This is a genomic window from Paenibacillus durus (assembly GCF_000756615.1).
Classification (GTDB): Bacteria; Bacillota; Bacilli; order Paenibacillales; family Paenibacillaceae; genus Paenibacillus_AQ; species Paenibacillus_AQ durus.
Window position 1 is genome coordinate 341,837 of record NZ_CP009288.1, and the last position, 16,413, is coordinate 358,249.

Genomic DNA, 16,413 nt, shown 5'->3' on the forward strand with positions numbered 1-16,413 from the left:
TCTTTGTATTATAGATAATTTCTCAGGGGGATTGAGAGAGTGGAGACTAGAAAAGAGACGAAGACCCGAAATAAATGGATTTTGTCAGCTTTAATTGCAATTCTGGTATTGGCTATTGCGGGCTGCGGATCGGATAACGCAAATAATGCAAGCAGCGCAAGTAATGCAGGCAGCACAAACTCCGGCGGCAGCGCCCCAGAAACAAGCGCCCCAGAAACAGTCGTCAAGTTCGCGAGCGACGCTTCCTATGCGCCGATGGAATACATGGACAAGGATACGATCAAGGGCTTCGACATCGACTTTATCGCTGCGGTCATGGAAGAAGCGGGAATGAAGTACGAAGTGGTGAACACCGGCTGGGATACGATGCTTCAGAGTGTGAAGCAGGGCACGGAATATCAGGCAGGCCTGTCTGCGGTGTCCATTACCGATGATCGCAAACAGACCTATGATTTCTCTGTTCCTTACTTTGAATCGACCAATATGATTTTGGTCAAGGAAGGCAGCGACATCAAGAGCGCGCTGGACCTGAAAGACAAGAAGGTTGCCGTACAGACCGCCACTACCGCCGATGAACTGATGAGCAAGATTATGGGTGTGGGCAACACGAAGCTGAAGCGCTTTGACAGCAACGCTGTAGCGATGATGGAACTGGACAATGGCGGTGCGGACGCGGTTGTGGCCGATATCGCGATCGTTCGCGAGTATATTAAGAACAACCCGAAAATGAAGCTGGTCGGCATTACGGATACGCCGAATTTCGGCTCCGAGTTTTACGGGATTCTGTATCCGAAGGGCAGCGAGCTGAAAGCGAAGCTGGACCCTGCGATCCAAAAGGTAATTGAGAACGGCAAGTACGAGGAAATCTACAAGAAATGGTTCGGAGAAGCTCCCGATCTGACTAATTTGAAGAATGCGAAGTAAGCGGTGCAAGGCGACAACAAGCATGCGTAATGAACACTATTGCGCGTGCTTGTTTTTTTGACAGAGAAGCCATGGGGAACGGCGGCATGCCGTCTACCCGCGAAAAGAAGAGAAGGGGAAGAGAAAGATGGATTTCAATTTCGACATCATTTGGGGGTACATGCCATTATTTTTACGGGGAACCTTGTATACGATCGGTTTTTCAATCGCTTCCATTATACTCGGGTCCCTTCTCGGGCTGGGTATCGGATTCGGCAGAATGCTGAAGAGCCCGCTTTGGCGTTGGCCTTTTGACACCTATGTTAATATCTTTCGGGGTACTCCGCTGTACGTGCAGATTCTGATCGTACATTTCGGGGTTGTGCCTTTCTTTTATGGAAGCACGAACGCGCTGATTTCCGGTGTTGTCGCGCTGTCGCTCAATTCGGCGGCCTATGCGGGGGAAATCTTCCGGGCAGGCATTCAGTCGGTCGATTCCGGTCAGTCGGAGGCGGCATTGTCGCTGGGCATGACCAGGCTGCAGTCGATGCGGTTCGTGGTGCTGCCACAGGCCATCAAGCGAATGGTGCCGGCTTTCGGCAATGAGTTCATCGTGCTGGTCAAGGATTCTTCACTGCTGGCGCTCGTCGCTGCGCCGGAAATCATGTACTGGGGAAATACGATGAAAGGCCAGTATATGCGGATTTGGGAACCGTATTTGACGGCGGCGGTTATTTATTTTATTCTCACCTATTCGCTGAACAAGTTGCTCGGCTATATCGAACGGAGGATGTAAGAAGCTATGGAGCCGATTATTTCAGTCAGACATCTTCGCAAGTCGTTTGGGAACCATACGGTGCTGGGCGATATCAGCATCGACATTAACAGCCGGGAGGTTGTCGTCGTAATCGGGCCTTCAGGATCGGGCAAATCGACCTTTCTCCGCTGTCTGAACCTGCTGGAGCAGCCGCAGGGTGGCGAGATCGTTATCGAGGGCGTCAATCTGATGGACAAGAAGACGCGGATCAACGAGGTCCGGACCGAGGTTGGGATGGTGTTCCAGCAGTTCAATCTGTTTCCGCACAAAAAGGTGATTGAGAATATTATGCTGGCACCGATTCAGGTTCGCAAATGGCCGGAGGATAAGGCCCGTCAGAAGGCGCTGGAGCTGCTGAAGAAGGTCGGGCTCGCCGAGAAGGCCGAGGTATATCCCCCTTCCCTGTCCGGAGGACAGGCCCAGCGTGTAGCTATTGCCAGGGCGCTGGCCATGGAGCCGAAAATTATACTGTTCGACGAGCCAACATCGGCGCTCGATCCGGAGATGGTCGGCGAGGTGCTGGCCGTCATGAAGGATCTCGCCCGCGAAGGGATGACGATGGTCGTCGTCACGCATGAGATGGGCTTTGCGCGCGAGGTGGGCGACCGGGTGCTGTTCATGGAGCAGGGCGCCATTGTGGAAGAAGGGCCGCCTGAGGTGCTGTTCGGAAATCCGCAGCATGTGCGGACCCGGGGATTTTTGTCGAAGGTACTGTAGGCGGCGGGGATTTTCCGCTGCTTTTTTCTGCGCGGGAGGGACCGGCAGCATTGCTGCTATATGCCATATTGAAACATATTCAATTTCTAAGCGTATGACTTTGTATATGCATTTTTTGAAAGTGAGGGATCACGCTTGGCTGGAATTCATTTGGCAAAGGGCCAGAACATTGATCTGACCAAAGGCAATTCGGGTCTGAAGAACGTGATCGTTGGTTTGGGCTGGGACCCTGCAGAGAACGAGGAGTTGTTCGGCTCCAGGCAGAAGGCCAATATCGACTGCGACGCCTCGGCCCTGCTGCTGAATGCTGACGGGAAATTGACGAAGAAGACCAATCTGGTCTGCTTCCATAACATGCAGAGCTCCTGTAATTCGGTCGTTCATTCCGGCGATAATCTGACAGGCGATGATGACGGGGATGATGAGCAAATCAGGGTGAACCTGGACGCTGTCCCGTTCGATGTGCATCGGATACTGGTTGTCGTCAACATCTACGACGCCGTGCTCCGCGGACAGGATTTCGGCATGATTAAGTCGGCGTATATCCGTGTGAAGAATGCTTCGGGCGGAGCCGAGCTGGTGAAATATAACCTGTCGGACAACTACTCCGGGTTCACCGCTCTGATCAGCGGAGAGCTGTACAGGCACGAATCGGAATGGAAGTTTGCGGCGATCGGCGAAGGCAGCCACGCGGCGCATATCAGCCAGTTGGCCGAGCGGTATGTATAACCTGGGACGAGAATAAATAATAATATGATTTTACCGGAGGCAAGTGAAGATGGAAGGGTTATCAAATTTTTTTAGGAGCATGAGCGACAGCTATGGCCATTTTTTCTCATGGCATGATGTAATCGCTACGCTGTCGGACCCCGTAAGCTGGGGCATTATCGCAAGTCTGGTCCTGCTAGAAGGACTGCTCTCGGCGGATAACGCGCTCGTGCTTGCCGTAATGGTTAAGCATTTGCCTAAAGAGCAGCAGAAGAAGGCGCTCTTTTACGGGATTCTGGGAGCTTATCTATTCCGGTTCTTGGCCATCGGTCTAGGCACTTATCTGATCAAGTTCACATTGGTTAAGGTTCTTGGCGCCCTCTATCTCTTCTACATCGCCTATAAAGGAATCTTCAAGGGCGGCGGGAACGAAAAGGTAGAGAATAAGGGAGCCTCCTTCTGGAGAACGGTGCTGCTCGTCGAGCTGATGGACATTGCCTTCAGTATCGACAGCGTCATTGCCGCCTTCGGCCTAAGCAGCGAAGTATGGGTGCTGTTCATGGGCGGTATTCTGGGCGTGCTGATGATGCGCGGCGTGGCACAGATCTTCCTGAAGCTGATCGAGAAATTCCCTGAACTGGAGCAGATGGCTTTCCTGCTGATTGCCATTATTGCCGGTAAAATGATGGCCGGCGCTTTCGGATACGAAATGCCCCATGTTATCTTCTTTGCCGTCATCATCTCGGTCTTTGTTGGAACGATTCTGTACAGCTCCGGACGTAAACAACGTGAAGCGGAGAACGAAGTTCGCCATTAAACCGTCGACTACCGGGCAGCGTCAGGCGCTGAAAGCGGCGGACCATGGGCTGGGCAGTTTTCTAAACCGGGACAACCCTCTCTTATTGAATAATCGCTAGGCCTGTCCGATTTGATCGGCAGGTCTTTTTTGCCGCTGCAATCATAATCCCTCTCTCCCGCACATACATTGCCACAGGGCGCGGCTATTACGGGGAAGGGGGCTGTCTAATGATCCTGGGAGTCCTGATTCTCTTGCTTCTTGTGGCAGCAAGCAGTAAGAAAGCGGATGGTATCGCCGAGCTCAATAATGACAGGAATCCCTAGCAATAGAGATTTTTCGCCAACCTTCGCGGATTGTTGTTTCAAGCGGTTTTTTGCGGTTTAATTGGGTATAATAAGTCCGAAGCTCGCGTTATCCCAAAGGCTGCTGAAAATACGACAACCCACGGAGGAACTATGGAGAATGAAGCACTCTTAAAAGTCGAGCAGTTGGCGCTCAAGAAGCAAAAAGTATACCGCAACAGTATATTCCGCTACATTGCCCGCGCGATGCTGGCCAGTATGTTTATCGGGTTCGGGGTTATCGTGGCATTTAAGACCGGAAACTTTTTTTACATGGAGCATTCTCCAATGACCTATCCTATGGCCGCCGTCACATTCGGAGCTGCTATCATCCTTATTTCTTATGGAGGGGGCGACCTGTTTACCGGCGATACGTTCTATTACACCTATGCGGCGCTTCGCAAGAAGATGCAGTGGACGGATGTCGGACGGATGTGGGTGTGGAGCTACATCGGAAATATTCTTGGAGCAACGGCGTTTGCGCTGCTCATTTATTTGACCGGTCTATTCTATGACTCGAATGTAAACGGGTTCCTCCTGAATGTCGTTGCTCACAAAATGGAAGCCCCGGCAATCCAGCTGTTCTGGCGGGCGATTCTATGTAACTGGCTCGTCTGTCTCGCCTTTTTCGTGCCGCTGTCGATGAAGGCTGACGGCGCCAAATTGTTTGCTATGGTATTGTTTGTGTTCTGCTTCTTTATTTCGGGCTATGAGCACAGTATTGCCAATATGTGTACGTTCGCGATTGCGCTTGTGCTGGATCACCCCGGAACGATCTCGTGGGCCGGTGTCGTACACAACCTGGTTCCGGTTACCCTCGGCAATTTGATTGGCGGCGGCGTGCTGATGGGCGTCATGTATTATTATGTGAACAAGCCTTTCCTGGACGATGAAGCGCATTAAAAATAGGGACGGGAAGCTCGCGGTCTGCATGCTGCGGGTTTCCATAACAAGAAAGAGCTTCGGTTGCATCCAGCATAGAGGCATCTATTTATCAGCGAGGAAAAACTCCGGGGATGTTCTCATCATTTATTTTGCACTTATTAGAGCAGGGTCTGATGTTAATTCGATACCCTGCCACTTTCCGTTTAGTTTGCACCCTAAACTTTGCATGTCCAATGTTCCAACTGCACTGTATGCTTGTCTTTATTCCAAAGCAGACCCGTGACAGTAAAAGGCTGATTAATTATGACCTCTACAGGTGCTTTTACTTCAGAAACAGTGGCTTATTATTCGCGTCGTTAAACGAACATCCTGAAATAATATGGCAATCATCTTTAGTTTGCCCGGAGTACTCATCTTCACAACCCATTCATATGGAAGTAGATGGAAATAGGGAAAAACGCGAAATCAGGAAAAAGAAACCAGTTTAACGGTTGCATCCTCCGGCGTCGTTTGTTTCGGATGGGCTATCAGCGAGGGCTAGCCTTGGCTTCTGTGATAACCGGATTTTCGGAATGGCTAGAGGAATATTTGACGACATTCTGTTTGACTTCGCCTAACAGCGTGGAAACATAGGTATAGGTTTTTGGAGCGCTGTTTATTGTGACCATTTGAATACGGTCTTGATCATTCAGTTCCTTTTAAATATCTCAATAGAATTTACAGTCTATGTAAAACAGCAGCAGCACGGTCTGATAATCAGAGTGGAGTTCGTTAGTCGTCTGATGAAGCAGCTTGCCTTTTTCCCTGGTTTCGACTTCGCTTGCAACACTCGTTTCGTTTAGAATGGCTTCAACTATATTAACGCAGGAAATGCTGACAATTGCGGTGTTTCGCGCGGTTATTCTAGTCCAACTCGGAATATTGATATCCGAACGCCGACTAGGGCCTTTAGCCGTAGCTTTGAGAAACGCTTCCTGGATAATATCTTCGGTAAGCATCCGGGCATTCGTCATAAAGAATACGCAGTTATATACGAACCGATAAAAGGAGTGGTAAGCCCACTTTTGTGTGTCGGCATCCAGGCTGTGAAATGGGCCGCGCAGCAGAACATAATGGAATTTATTGATTTTTATTTAATTATACAATAAAATTGGAAATATACAGAATGACTTAAGTATTCTCTCGAACAAAAATTTTAGAACATACCGTCAGATTATATGTGTTCGATAGGTTATGAGAGATAGACAGCCAGATTTGCATACGAGAAAATTTGTTCCTCTCCACATGGGGAACAGGGCCTCGCTAAACCTAAAACAAGGAGACTGATGTCCTATGATTTAAACATTACGGTTGATTTTTATGGTTAGGGTGTGAAGGGAATGCTTTCGTGTTGTAGATTTGCTATCACTTTAATATGCCCAGACCGGGAATCACTTTCTGTCTGCTCTTATCTACCAGCCTCCGGCCTCTAGAAGCGCAGATGAGGAGAGCGGTTGGTGTCCATTCGTTTCTTTTTAAAATGCAAAGTCGTGATCTTGCTACGCCCAGGAATACCCTGAAAAAAATGTCACAAGGAGTTTTCTAAGAATGAAAAGAAAGTTGCTCTCAATGGCTACAATTCTTACCATTTCAATTATGCTTTTATCTGTCTCTGCTTTTGCGAAAGATCTTGGGGGTATGGGAATACCGGACCCTGTTCCAAATTCAAATTTTGACATACCCATTGACCCGGGCCCTGCTCCAGTTAACGCGGTAGCGATATCTCAGGAATCCGAGGACAAGGAGTTTTCCCAATTACAAGATGATCGTGTTCAATTGCAAGAATATATGACTGCCCATTTTAAAGATTCTTATGCCGGTGCATATACTGAAAAAAATGGAAGTAATGTGATACTCTTAACTAGCAAAGTCAACTCTAATAACCTTGAAACTTTATTAAAGGAAAAAAGCAAACGGAAAGATAAACTGAAATTCAAATATGTGAAATACTCCGAGGATGAACTTTACAAGGGAAAGGAAAAAATTTTAAAAGCTGCAGAGTCTTTAAACCTTGAAGGCGTCGGAATTGATAACGAACAGAATAAAGTCAATGTTTATATTACGCAGGAGAATTTGGATAGCAAAAAGAAGGAGATTTTGAAATATTTAGACGAAGACCTAATTAACTGGATTGTTGGCGATATAGAAATTAAAAATAATGCCTATAATTTATACCCAGGTGAACAGATTGAAAGATACATTGATGGATCTATATGGGGAAATTGCAGTCTTGGTTTCAATGGAAGAGCCAACGGCAATGATGTGGGTGTTACAGCAGGACATTGCTTAAACGGAACGTACTATGATTTGTCCGATGGAGTTATTTCCATTGGCTCAATGTCAAACGCGAATAGTAGTTCGGCTTCGAGTTATGATGCAGGGTATGTTACATATAATTCTGGACTTAATCCAAGTGTATATCTTAATGGAAGTACAATGACCATTGGTACTACTGATTATTCCGGACAGTATCGCCAAGTGGGTAATTACGTGAAAATTCATGCAACATCTTTAGGCGGTACTGGCACTCCTCTTTTAAAAATATTAGATAGTGATTTAAGTCTTCCTGGAGTCACTATGCATTTAGTGAGAACAGAATATGGCGGACTTACTCCTGGTGATAGTGGAGGTTTGGTCTATTCGATCGCAAATAATGGGGTAAAGAATTATGCTCGCGTAGAAGGCATCTATAAAGGAAGTTATACTTCTGGCGGGACCCCGGTAGGTGAAGTTTTTTCCAAATATAGTTATGTCTTTGATGGCTTAGGTCTGTCTGGAGTTTATACTGATAATACTTATTAGACCCAAATCAATCATTTATGGTTCTGTTTTAAAATAATTGCCACCAATAAAGCAGCCCTCATGCGACTCATGCGGCTGCTTTTTTGGTACGCCCGGCATGGGCGCTATCTAACCTTTATATTAGGTCGAGAAGACCGGATTTAAACCTGCGGCGGCATTGGCGGCATATGCCAGCAGAGCGGCGCTTCCTCCCGAAGTGTGCCTTCCAGCGGGCCGCCTTCCCGCCGCCAATACTCGATGCCGCCGAGCATCTCTTTGACCCGGTAGCCCTGCGCGGCCAGCCGGGCGGCCGCTTTGGTAGCTCCGTTGCAGGCCGGACCCCAGCAGTACAGGACCAGTACTTTGTCCTGCGGAAGCGCCGCAAGTCCACCGCTGCCAAGATGTCCCGAGGGGAGAGAAACGGCGCCGGGCAGATGCGCTTCTTCATAGGAGCGGGCATCGCGGACATCAACCAGAATAAAGCTTTGGATTCCTTCGCGGATATCGTAAGCAACGTCGGCCACATCGGTCTCAAACCTTCCTTTTGCGGCAAAATAGGCCGTGGCTTCGTCAGGGGAGGCAGCCGGGGCGGCCAGCACCTGCGATTTGGGCTTGAAATTCATGCTGTCATCCTCCTTGAAATGGTGATATGGCTGTTTTCTTTATTTTAGCTTGATTTGGTCATTGCAGTTATCTATAGTATTGGATAACAACTATCGAAATAAATGATATTTAAATAGGAGAGATGCGGGATGGAGCTTACCTATTTGCGTACCTTTTGCGAGGTTGCCGCCAGCGGCAGCCATACACGGGCGGCGGAAAACCTGGGGTACGCGCAGTCCAGCGTCACGGCTCAGATCGCCAAGCTGGAGGAAATGTATGGGGCGAAGCTGCTGGAGCGTTCGGGGAGGGGGATGGCCCCGACCTTTGCCGGCAGAACGCTGCTCCGTTATGCCCGCCAAATGCTGGCGCTGAGCGAGGAAGCGAAGGAGGTCATCGCCGAAGGGCAGACGGGAGAGCTGGCGATCGGTTCGATTGAGACGCTTGCCGCCTATTTTTTGCCGCAGCGGCTGCATCAGTACCGTAAGCAGTATCCGGATATCCGCATCCGTGTCCTGCCAGGCTCTGAAACTGACATTATTGCCGCCGTACGGAATAAATCCGCCGATTTCGGCCTGATTTTTGACATGCCCTATGCATCGGATGAGCTTCAAGTCTTGGCTTTGCAGCCGGAGGAACTGTTCATCATCGTCCATCCCGGACACCCGCTCGCGGGCCATGGTTCGGCAGAGTTGTCCATGCTTGCCGCCGAGCCGCTCGTTCTGACCGAGGATACGTGTACGTACCGGAATTTTTTGCTGCAAAAAATGAGAGGTTTGGGAATGACGCCGAGAGTGGAGCTGGAGTTCGGCAACCTGGAGGGGATCAAGCAGGCCGTCAAGCATGAATGGGGCGTTGCTTTTCTTCCGGGCTATACGGTCTTGGAAGAATTGCGGCGGGGGGAGCTAAGGGCGATTCCAGTGTCGGAAGACGGCGGCAAAGGCTTCTTCATCCAGCTGATATACCGCAAAGACCGCTGGCTGTCCGCTTCCTTCAAGCGATTTATCGAAATGATGCAGGCAGGCGGGTAGAGTAACAAAGCTAAGCCCTTGGAGATACGAGCATGCGGGTGATGCAGGGATACGGCAGCGCAAGCAGAAAGATCAAAAAAGCCGCATTCCGGCAATTCGGTATGCGGCTGTTCAAGTGTATGTCATCAGTTCTTGCACGTTATGAACTGCAGGCGGGATTTGATTTCTTTTTGCCATTTCAAATCTCCTACCTTGACGGCAAGATTAAACAGATCCAGGTAATCATCAACCTTCAGTGACGTCCGGGCAGCGGCTGCGTTCATAAGCATTCAGTCTCCTTAAAATAAATTTAACAATAGTCTTTAATAATGATAATCATTATCACCAAAACCATTATTGTTATTATCCACATACTACGTCGAAAAATCAATATGAAAAGTGAGATATCTCACTTTTAAATGTTACAATTTTAAGCAATGTGACAAGAGAAGGAATATTTAAAATGGGTATGAGGGCTGATAGATACGCTGGGAACGGGTGTTTTATATTGATGTAAGCAGGATATATCCCAATATTTGTCGAAAGATCTTATATAGTTAATAAGTATTCGAAAAGGAGAAATTGTATGAGGCGGTTCAAAGTCATTCTCCTGTTTTTTATTCTGTTTATCCTTTTGCCGGATGCCGCTTACGCTGCAAAAAAACATGTCGTCTACAAGGCGGAACTGGACTATCCTCCCTACAAATACATACAGAATGAATATTTGACCGGCTTTGACATTGATCTCACCAATATGATTTTCGGGAAGCAGGACTACCTGGTTCAGTACGGCAGCGACTCATGGAGCAGGGTATACCGGCAGCTTCGTGACGGAGAGATTGACACAGCGGGAATGATGGCTGTAACCGAGGAGCGGAAAGAGGATGTTCTCTTTTCAAGTCCTGTCATGAAGATCCGTATTTCCGTGTACGCCCGGCAGGATTTAAAGGATGATATCGGTCCGGAACACTTGGGCAATTATAAAGTCGGCGTAGGCGAGGGGCAGTATACCGAAGGCATCCTCCAGCAGAGGCTGGGGGTTTCCGGCTATACGGTTTATCCGACGGTTGCGGAAGCATTAGACGCTCTGCGCAGGGGCGATATTGATCTCCTGTTCGAGAACCAGGCGGTCGTAGATTATCTGATTGTGGAAGAAGGATTGACCGGCAGCATCATACATAAAATGAGAAATCTTTATCCGGCTGACGTGGCTTACGGAATCAGTAAAACTTCACCGGAGCTTGTGCCTTATATTAATGACCGTCTGAAGCAGTTAAAGCGGAGCGGGGCGTTTGAGGAGCTGTACCAGCAGTATTTTTTCAAGCATTCCGAAGATTACCGCAACAGGCTGCAACTAAAGACCATCGCCTGGATCGTCATCGGGTGCTGTCTGCTGGCCGTAGGCGCTTTCCTTCTCAGAATGTATATTAATCATTTGCGCCGGATTATTCAGGCCGAGCAGCAGTTTTTCGAGGATATGATCGAGCATACGGGCGTTTTGGTCTGGGCGGTTTATGAGGACAGGACGGTTCTGCGTCTGAACAAGTACGGTGAAAAAGTCATCGGCCTTAAGGAAAAGGAAATCATCGGAAAAAGCCTGGAGGATGTTGAGGTGAAAGTGCCCGGCGGAAACAGGATGAAGGAGCTGCTGTGCCGGGCGGCCTCGCAGGATTTTGTCAGTCATGTGGAATTTCAGATCCCGGACGGAGTTTCCAAGGGACGATACTTTACGTTTCGGACGACGCTGATTAAGGGACTTGAGGGCAGCAATTCAAAAGCTTTTGTACTGATCGGCATAGATATCGACGAGTCCAAGCGGAATGAACTGGAGCTTCAGTCCAGTTATAGGAAGCTGGAAGCCACTCATTTGGAGCTGGCGGCCGCAAAGGAGAAACTGCAGGATCAGAACGGCAAGTTAAGCTACAGCGAGCAAAGATTCCGCCTGGCTGTGGAAGCCTCCGGCGCCTTTTTGTGGGAATACGATTCCGAGAAGCAGTGGCATTGGGTATCAGAACGCTGGTATGAGGTCATGGGCTATAAACAAGAGGATATGGATCTTTCTGTGGAAGCGGTGCTTAATTTGATCCATCCCGATGACCGGGAGCGGGCAAGAAAGGCCCGGGAGGAGCATTTGGCGGGTCTGACGCCGGTGTACGAAAGTGAATACCGGATGCGGACCAAGGACGGGCATTACTTCTGGTTTGAAGTCAGAGGCAAGGCGACTTACGACAAGCGGAAAGGAATCCAGCTGTTCCTTGGTTCCCTGATTGACATAAGCAACCGGAAACAAATGGAGCTGAAGCTTAGCGGCAGCTATCAGGAGCTTGAAGCGACCTATGAGCAGCTTGCGGCAACGCAGCAGGAGCTTGTAGACCAGTATGATACTCTGCTGGAGAATCAGAGAAAGATGCATCATCTCGCCTATTTCGATTCTTTGAGCCATTTGCCCAACCGTCTATGTCTGCTGGAGACGATGGAGAAGTACTTCCAGCTCCCCGGCCGCAGTGCTGCACTGCTGTTCGTGGATACGGATAATTTCAAATACATCAATGATACGATGGGACATAAGTTCGGCGATATTCTCATCTGCCAGGTCAGCGAAAGACTGCAGTCGATCATTGTCCGTGGCGGCAGCATGCTCTCAAGATTGGGCGGCGATGAATTTGTCATCTTCTTAAAAGATATTGAAGAGCATAAGGAAGTGCTGGCGTTGGCGGAACAGCTGCTCTCCGAGTTCAGGAGGCCGTTCGAGATCGGTGAGAGCAGCGTTTATGTCTCCGCCAGCATCGGGATATCCTTCTACCCGAAAGACGGAAATACGACAGAGGAAATTCTCAAAAATGCGGATGTAGCGATGTACCGTGCCAAAGAAGCGGGTAAAGGCGTTTATGCCGTATACGACAGGGGGATGCACACCGAGTTTAACGAGCGGATGATGATCGAGAAGCATCTGCGCAGCGCGCTGGACAATGAAGAGTTTGAACTGTTCTACCAGCCGCAGGTCGATCTCCGTACAGGCGCTATCTCCGGCTTCGAAGCACTGATCCGCTGGAACAGCCCCGATCTCGGCTTCGTCTCGCCTCTGTCGTTCATCAAGATTGCTGAAGATTCCCGGCTGATTATCCCTATCGGGGAATGGGTGCTCCGGAAGGCCTGCCAGTTCATGTCGGGGTTGTGCCGGCAGAACAATAATTGCTGTAAAATTGCGGTCAATATCTCGGTTATTCAACTGCTGCAGGACGATTTTATCCAAACTGTGCTGAATGTCCTGTCCGAAAGCGGAATCTCCCCCGGGTGCCTTGAACTGGAGATTACGGAGACGGTCTTCATCGAATCGTTCGAGCGGATCGTCGGCAAGCTGGAGTATTTAAAAATGCAGGGCATCCGCATCGCGCTTGACGACTTCGGAACGGGTTATTCATCGCTTAGCTACCTCCAGCAGCTGCCGATTACTACACTCAAGATGGATAAGGTCTTTATTGATCAGCTGTCGGATGATTCATACAGCCAGTCGTTTATCCGGACGATGGTGTCGCTGGGTCATGAAATGGGGCTGGAGGTCGTGGCGGAAGGCGTGGAAGACAGCAGCCAGCTGGTCATTCTTGAGGAGGCCGGATGCGACAAGGTGCAGGGCTACCTGTTCAGCAGACCGCTCTCGCAGCGGAACACGGAGGAACTGCTGCGGCGCCATAAGCTTGATTAGGCCGGGCTTAATGCGGAATGTTGCAAGCGGGAGCAAGCCTTTAGTCATTCATATTCTGTAAAAAATTAGGGATGTCCAGTCCAGCCTCAAGCTGGTGCGGACATCCCTTTCGCTGTTTGCCTGCCATTATAAAATGACAATTCGGTTCTTTCCCGTCTTCTTGGCCTCGTACAGAGCGTCGTCCGCCTTCTGGAAGACGAGGCTTTTGGAGCCGGAACCCTGAAAATCATGCATGCCGATGCTTACCGTTACCGATTTCCCTTCCATTTCGGCAATAGGCAGACCGGCGATGCTTGTCCTGACCCGTTCCATGATTTCATGGGCGGCCTCAAGCGGCTTGGCGGTCAGAATGACGACGAACTCTTCGCCCCCGTAGCGGGCGGCAAAGTCATCGGCACCGATATGCTTAAGTATTGTAGCGGCCACCTGCTTAAGCGCAATATCCCCTACCGAATGCCCGTAGGTATCGTTGACCTTTTTAAAATTATCGATATCGAGTATGGCCAGCTGCATCGGAAAAGGATTCGACTCCTGGTGTTCGATCAGCCAGCCAAAATATTCGTGAAAGGTCTTGTGATTGTACAGATCCGTCAGCGGGTCGATCTTGGACAGACGGTCCATAATAATATTCTGGATACGCAGATCCTGCTCCGATTTCTCCGAGCTTTCCAGCGAGCGGATCAAGTCCCGTCCCCGGCGGATTACGGCAAGCCCTGTCAGCAAGGTTGCCACAATAATGCTTATTGTCAGAATCATTTCAATCCGCATGTCTTCGTTGCCAACTCTTCTCCCGAACACCACTGCGGTATACAGCAGGGCAGCTGTCGATGACAGAATCAGGTACAGGGTCTCCAGATAGATCATAGATACCAGAAGCGGGAGGAGCAGGAAGAACGGTTTTACATGAATATTCTCCGAAAGAAACGCAATGATCAGGCTGGAAATAAAGTAGCTTCCAATGGTGATAGAGATTTCGCTAAGCACAGTCTTCCATTTATAAATGCACTCAAGCAGAAGAATGACACCCAAAATCATTAAATCGGGCAGCAAGCTATGGGAGTTAAGCATTTGATTTAATAAATGGACCAGGAGCATAATCCAGAAGGCATTCAGCAGTACACGGTTCCAATTTAATTGACGAGGAGTATACAAAGAATTAAACATAAGGTGATCCTCATTTCCAGTCGCGATGCCTATATATTCGACAGAAATCCCCATTTTCCTCCCTTCCGATGGAGTGGCTGAAATGTTCGGATTTTATCTATATTTATTACAAAAATCTTAAAATTAATGCGAATCACTCTTTAAAACACGAATAATATTTAATATTTGAATTGACATATTCGTTTATTTTCGATAAAATTCTATTGGCTTCAAAAATATTTCCTGCTGTTCGTATATCCTCAAAGATAAGGTTTGGGGGTTTCTACAGGGAACCGTAAATTCCTGGCTACGGATGGGTGCCTTTGGCCTACCCTGACACCGGCCGGGATTTTTGTTTTGCCGACCTTACTTTGCATGGATAAATTCGATTTCTGGAGGAACAGATGAGTAAATATGATGTAATCGTCGTTGGCGCCGGCCCTGCCGGTATTTTTACCTGTTATGAGCTGACCCGGAAGGCCCCGCATTGGAAAGTGCTGTTGATAGACAAGGGACATGACATCTATAAGCGAAGCTGCCCGATTATGGAGGAGAAGATTCAGTTCTGTCCGCCCGCTGCGGGACGCAAGGAATTTGCCGGATGTCTGCCGGCCTGTTCCATTACCGCAGGCTTTGGAGGGGCGGGGGCGTACAGCGACGGAAAGTTCAATATTACGACGGAATTCGGGGGATGGATGACGGATTATCTGCCTCCCTCCAAAGTGTTGGAGCTGATCCGCTATGTCGATGCCATTAATTTGGAGCATGGAGCGACGGAGACGATCACCGATCCTACAACCGACCCGATCCGCCGCATTGAGCAGCGCGGGTATGCAGCCGGACTCAAGCTGCTGCGGGCGCAGGTGCGGCATCTTGGAACAGAGCAGAACCTGGAAATCCTGAAGTCGATTTACGAATATTTACGCACCCGGATTGATATGATGTTCAAGACGGAAGTGCAGGACATTGAGACGGTTAATGATAACGGCACACACCGGGTTACGGGCGTTACTCTGAAGAACGGGGAGACTTACGAGACGGAACTAGCCATGGTCGCTCCGGGACGCGACGGTTCCGCCTGGCTTACGGATGTGCTGAAGAAGCATCGGCTGAAGATGTACAATAACCAAGTGGATGTCGGCGTTCGGGTGGAGACCTCGGATGTCGTGATGCAGGAGATCAACGAGCATCTCTATGAAGGCAAATTCATTTTTAATACCTCGGTCGGAACCCGGGTCCGCACATTCTGCAGCAATCCTTCCGGACATGTTGTCGTGGAGAACCACAGCGGGGTTATGGCTGCGAACGGACACTCGTACAAGGACCCTGCGCTCGGTTCCGTCAATACCAACTTTGCGCTGCTCGTTTCCCATAAATTCACCGAGCCATTCGATAAGCCCAATGAATATGCGCGCGAAATTTGCAAACGGGCGAATGACCTGTCGAGCGGCGGAGTGATCGTGCAGAAATACGGGGATATTTTGCGGGGACGCCGTTCCACCGGGACGAGAATCGCCGAAGGTTTCGTCGAGCCTACGCTTAAAGAGGCGGTTCCGGGCGACCTTGGACTTGTGCTGCCTTACAATACGATGAAGAGTCTCATCGAAATGGTCGAGGCGCTGGAAAAGGTAACGCCAGGCATCGCTTCCGAGCATACACTCTTCTACGGAGTGGAAGCCAAATTCTATTCGGCCCGTCCGAAGCTTACGGAGACGTTCGAGACGGAAATTTCCGGCCTCTACTGCGGCGGAGATGGCGCGGGCATCACGCGCGGGCTGGCCCAGGCGGGCGCGGCGGGGATTTGGGTGGCACGGGGCATGCTTGACCGGGCCTAGCCGTTTGAGCCGCACGCGCGGATCAACAGGTCTCTCAATTAACAATCAAGGGAAGCTGCTTGTTCTCCTCAATTAGTAAGGAGCTGGTGGCTTTCCTTTTTTTCGTGGACATTTCATGGTTCATCTGTCTAT

14 protein-coding genes and 1 riboswitch are annotated in these 16,413 nt (G+C 49.4%); of the genes, 10 read left to right on the forward strand and 4 right to left on the reverse strand.

Going from position 1 to position 16,413, the window contains the following annotated elements:
- Positions 1-39: 39 nt before the first annotated feature.
- The 6 genes from PDUR_RS01625 (at position 40) to PDUR_RS01650 (ending at position 5,188) form a co-directional block, all read left to right on the forward strand.
- Complete coding sequence (locus tag PDUR_RS01625; RefSeq protein WP_042204798.1) at positions 40-924, forward strand: basic amino acid ABC transporter substrate-binding protein; 885 nt, start codon at positions 40-42, stop codon at positions 922-924.
- A 127-nt stretch (positions 925-1,051) separates the two neighbouring features.
- Entirely contained in the window at positions 1,052-1,699 is a 648-nt protein-coding gene (locus tag PDUR_RS01630; protein WP_042204800.1) for an amino acid ABC transporter permease, read from the forward strand.
- Between the two features lie 15 nt (positions 1,700-1,714).
- Positions 1,715-2,437, forward strand: coding sequence for an amino acid ABC transporter ATP-binding protein (locus PDUR_RS01635; protein ID WP_042208958.1), 723 nt, complete (start codon positions 1,715-1,717; stop codon positions 2,435-2,437).
- A gap of 135 nt (positions 2,438-2,572) precedes the next feature.
- On the forward strand, positions 2,573-3,166 hold the full coding sequence (locus PDUR_RS01640; protein WP_042204801.1) for a TerD family protein: 594 nt from the start codon (positions 2,573-2,575) through the stop codon (positions 3,164-3,166).
- Positions 3,167-3,215: 49 nt separating this feature from the next.
- Entirely contained in the window at positions 3,216-3,962 is a 747-nt protein-coding gene (locus PDUR_RS01645; protein WP_042204802.1) for a TerC family protein, read from the forward strand.
- 437 nt (positions 3,963-4,399) lie between these two features.
- The gene (locus PDUR_RS01650) at positions 4,400-5,188 is read left to right on the forward strand and encodes a formate/nitrite transporter family protein (protein WP_042204803.1); all 789 of its coding nucleotides are present in this window, start codon (positions 4,400-4,402) and stop codon (positions 5,186-5,188) included.
- Positions 5,189-5,877: 689 nt separating this feature from the next.
- On the opposite strand, the gene PDUR_RS30240 is transcribed toward PDUR_RS01650, so the two are convergent.
- Complete coding sequence (locus tag PDUR_RS30240) at positions 5,878-6,303, reverse strand: RNA polymerase sigma factor (RefSeq protein WP_407944306.1); 426 nt, start codon at positions 6,301-6,303, stop codon at positions 5,878-5,880.
- Between the two features lie 454 nt (positions 6,304-6,757).
- On the opposite strand from PDUR_RS30240, the gene PDUR_RS01660 reads away from it, so the two are divergent.
- Positions 6,758-8,011: a chymotrypsin family serine protease gene (locus PDUR_RS01660; protein WP_042204805.1), complete on the forward strand. Its 1,254-nt coding sequence runs from the start codon at positions 6,758-6,760 to the stop codon at positions 8,009-8,011.
- 140 nt (positions 8,012-8,151) lie between these two features.
- Here the strand turns inward: PDUR_RS01660 and PDUR_RS01665 are convergent, their stop codons facing one another.
- The gene (locus PDUR_RS01665) at positions 8,152-8,613 is read right to left on the reverse strand and encodes a rhodanese-like domain-containing protein (protein WP_042204806.1); all 462 of its coding nucleotides are present in this window, start codon (positions 8,611-8,613) and stop codon (positions 8,152-8,154) included.
- A gap of 129 nt (positions 8,614-8,742) precedes the next feature.
- On the opposite strand from PDUR_RS01665, the gene PDUR_RS01670 reads away from it, so the two are divergent.
- The gene (locus PDUR_RS01670; protein ID WP_042204807.1) at positions 8,743-9,621 is read left to right on the forward strand and encodes a LysR family transcriptional regulator; all 879 of its coding nucleotides are present in this window, start codon (positions 8,743-8,745) and stop codon (positions 9,619-9,621) included.
- Positions 9,622-9,746: 125 nt separating this feature from the next.
- On the opposite strand, the gene PDUR_RS29075 is transcribed toward PDUR_RS01670, so the two are convergent.
- Positions 9,747-9,884: a hypothetical protein gene (locus PDUR_RS29075; RefSeq protein ID WP_169733336.1), complete on the reverse strand. Its 138-nt coding sequence runs from the start codon at positions 9,882-9,884 to the stop codon at positions 9,747-9,749.
- Between the two features lie 302 nt (positions 9,885-10,186).
- On the opposite strand from PDUR_RS29075, the gene PDUR_RS26965 reads away from it, so the two are divergent.
- A complete protein-coding gene (locus PDUR_RS26965; RefSeq protein WP_052409914.1) occupies positions 10,187-13,303 on the forward strand; it encodes an EAL domain-containing protein in 3,117 nt (1,038 codons plus the stop codon).
- A gap of 126 nt (positions 13,304-13,429) precedes the next feature.
- Here PDUR_RS26965 and PDUR_RS01685 read toward each other — a convergent pair whose 3' ends face one another.
- Positions 13,430-14,467, reverse strand: coding sequence for a GGDEF domain-containing protein (locus PDUR_RS01685; protein ID WP_169744879.1), 1,038 nt, complete (start codon positions 14,465-14,467; stop codon positions 13,430-13,432).
- A gap of 209 nt (positions 14,468-14,676) precedes the next feature.
- A riboswitch (purine riboswitch) is annotated at positions 14,677-14,776 on the forward strand.
- 74 nt (positions 14,777-14,850) lie between these two features.
- On the opposite strand from PDUR_RS01685, the gene PDUR_RS01690 reads away from it, so the two are divergent.
- Positions 14,851-16,281 carry an NAD(P)/FAD-dependent oxidoreductase gene (locus PDUR_RS01690; protein WP_042204811.1) on the forward strand — a complete coding sequence of 477 codons (1,431 nt, stop codon included), beginning with the start codon at positions 14,851-14,853 and terminating at the stop codon, positions 16,279-16,281.
- Positions 16,282-16,413 lie beyond the last annotated feature (132 nt).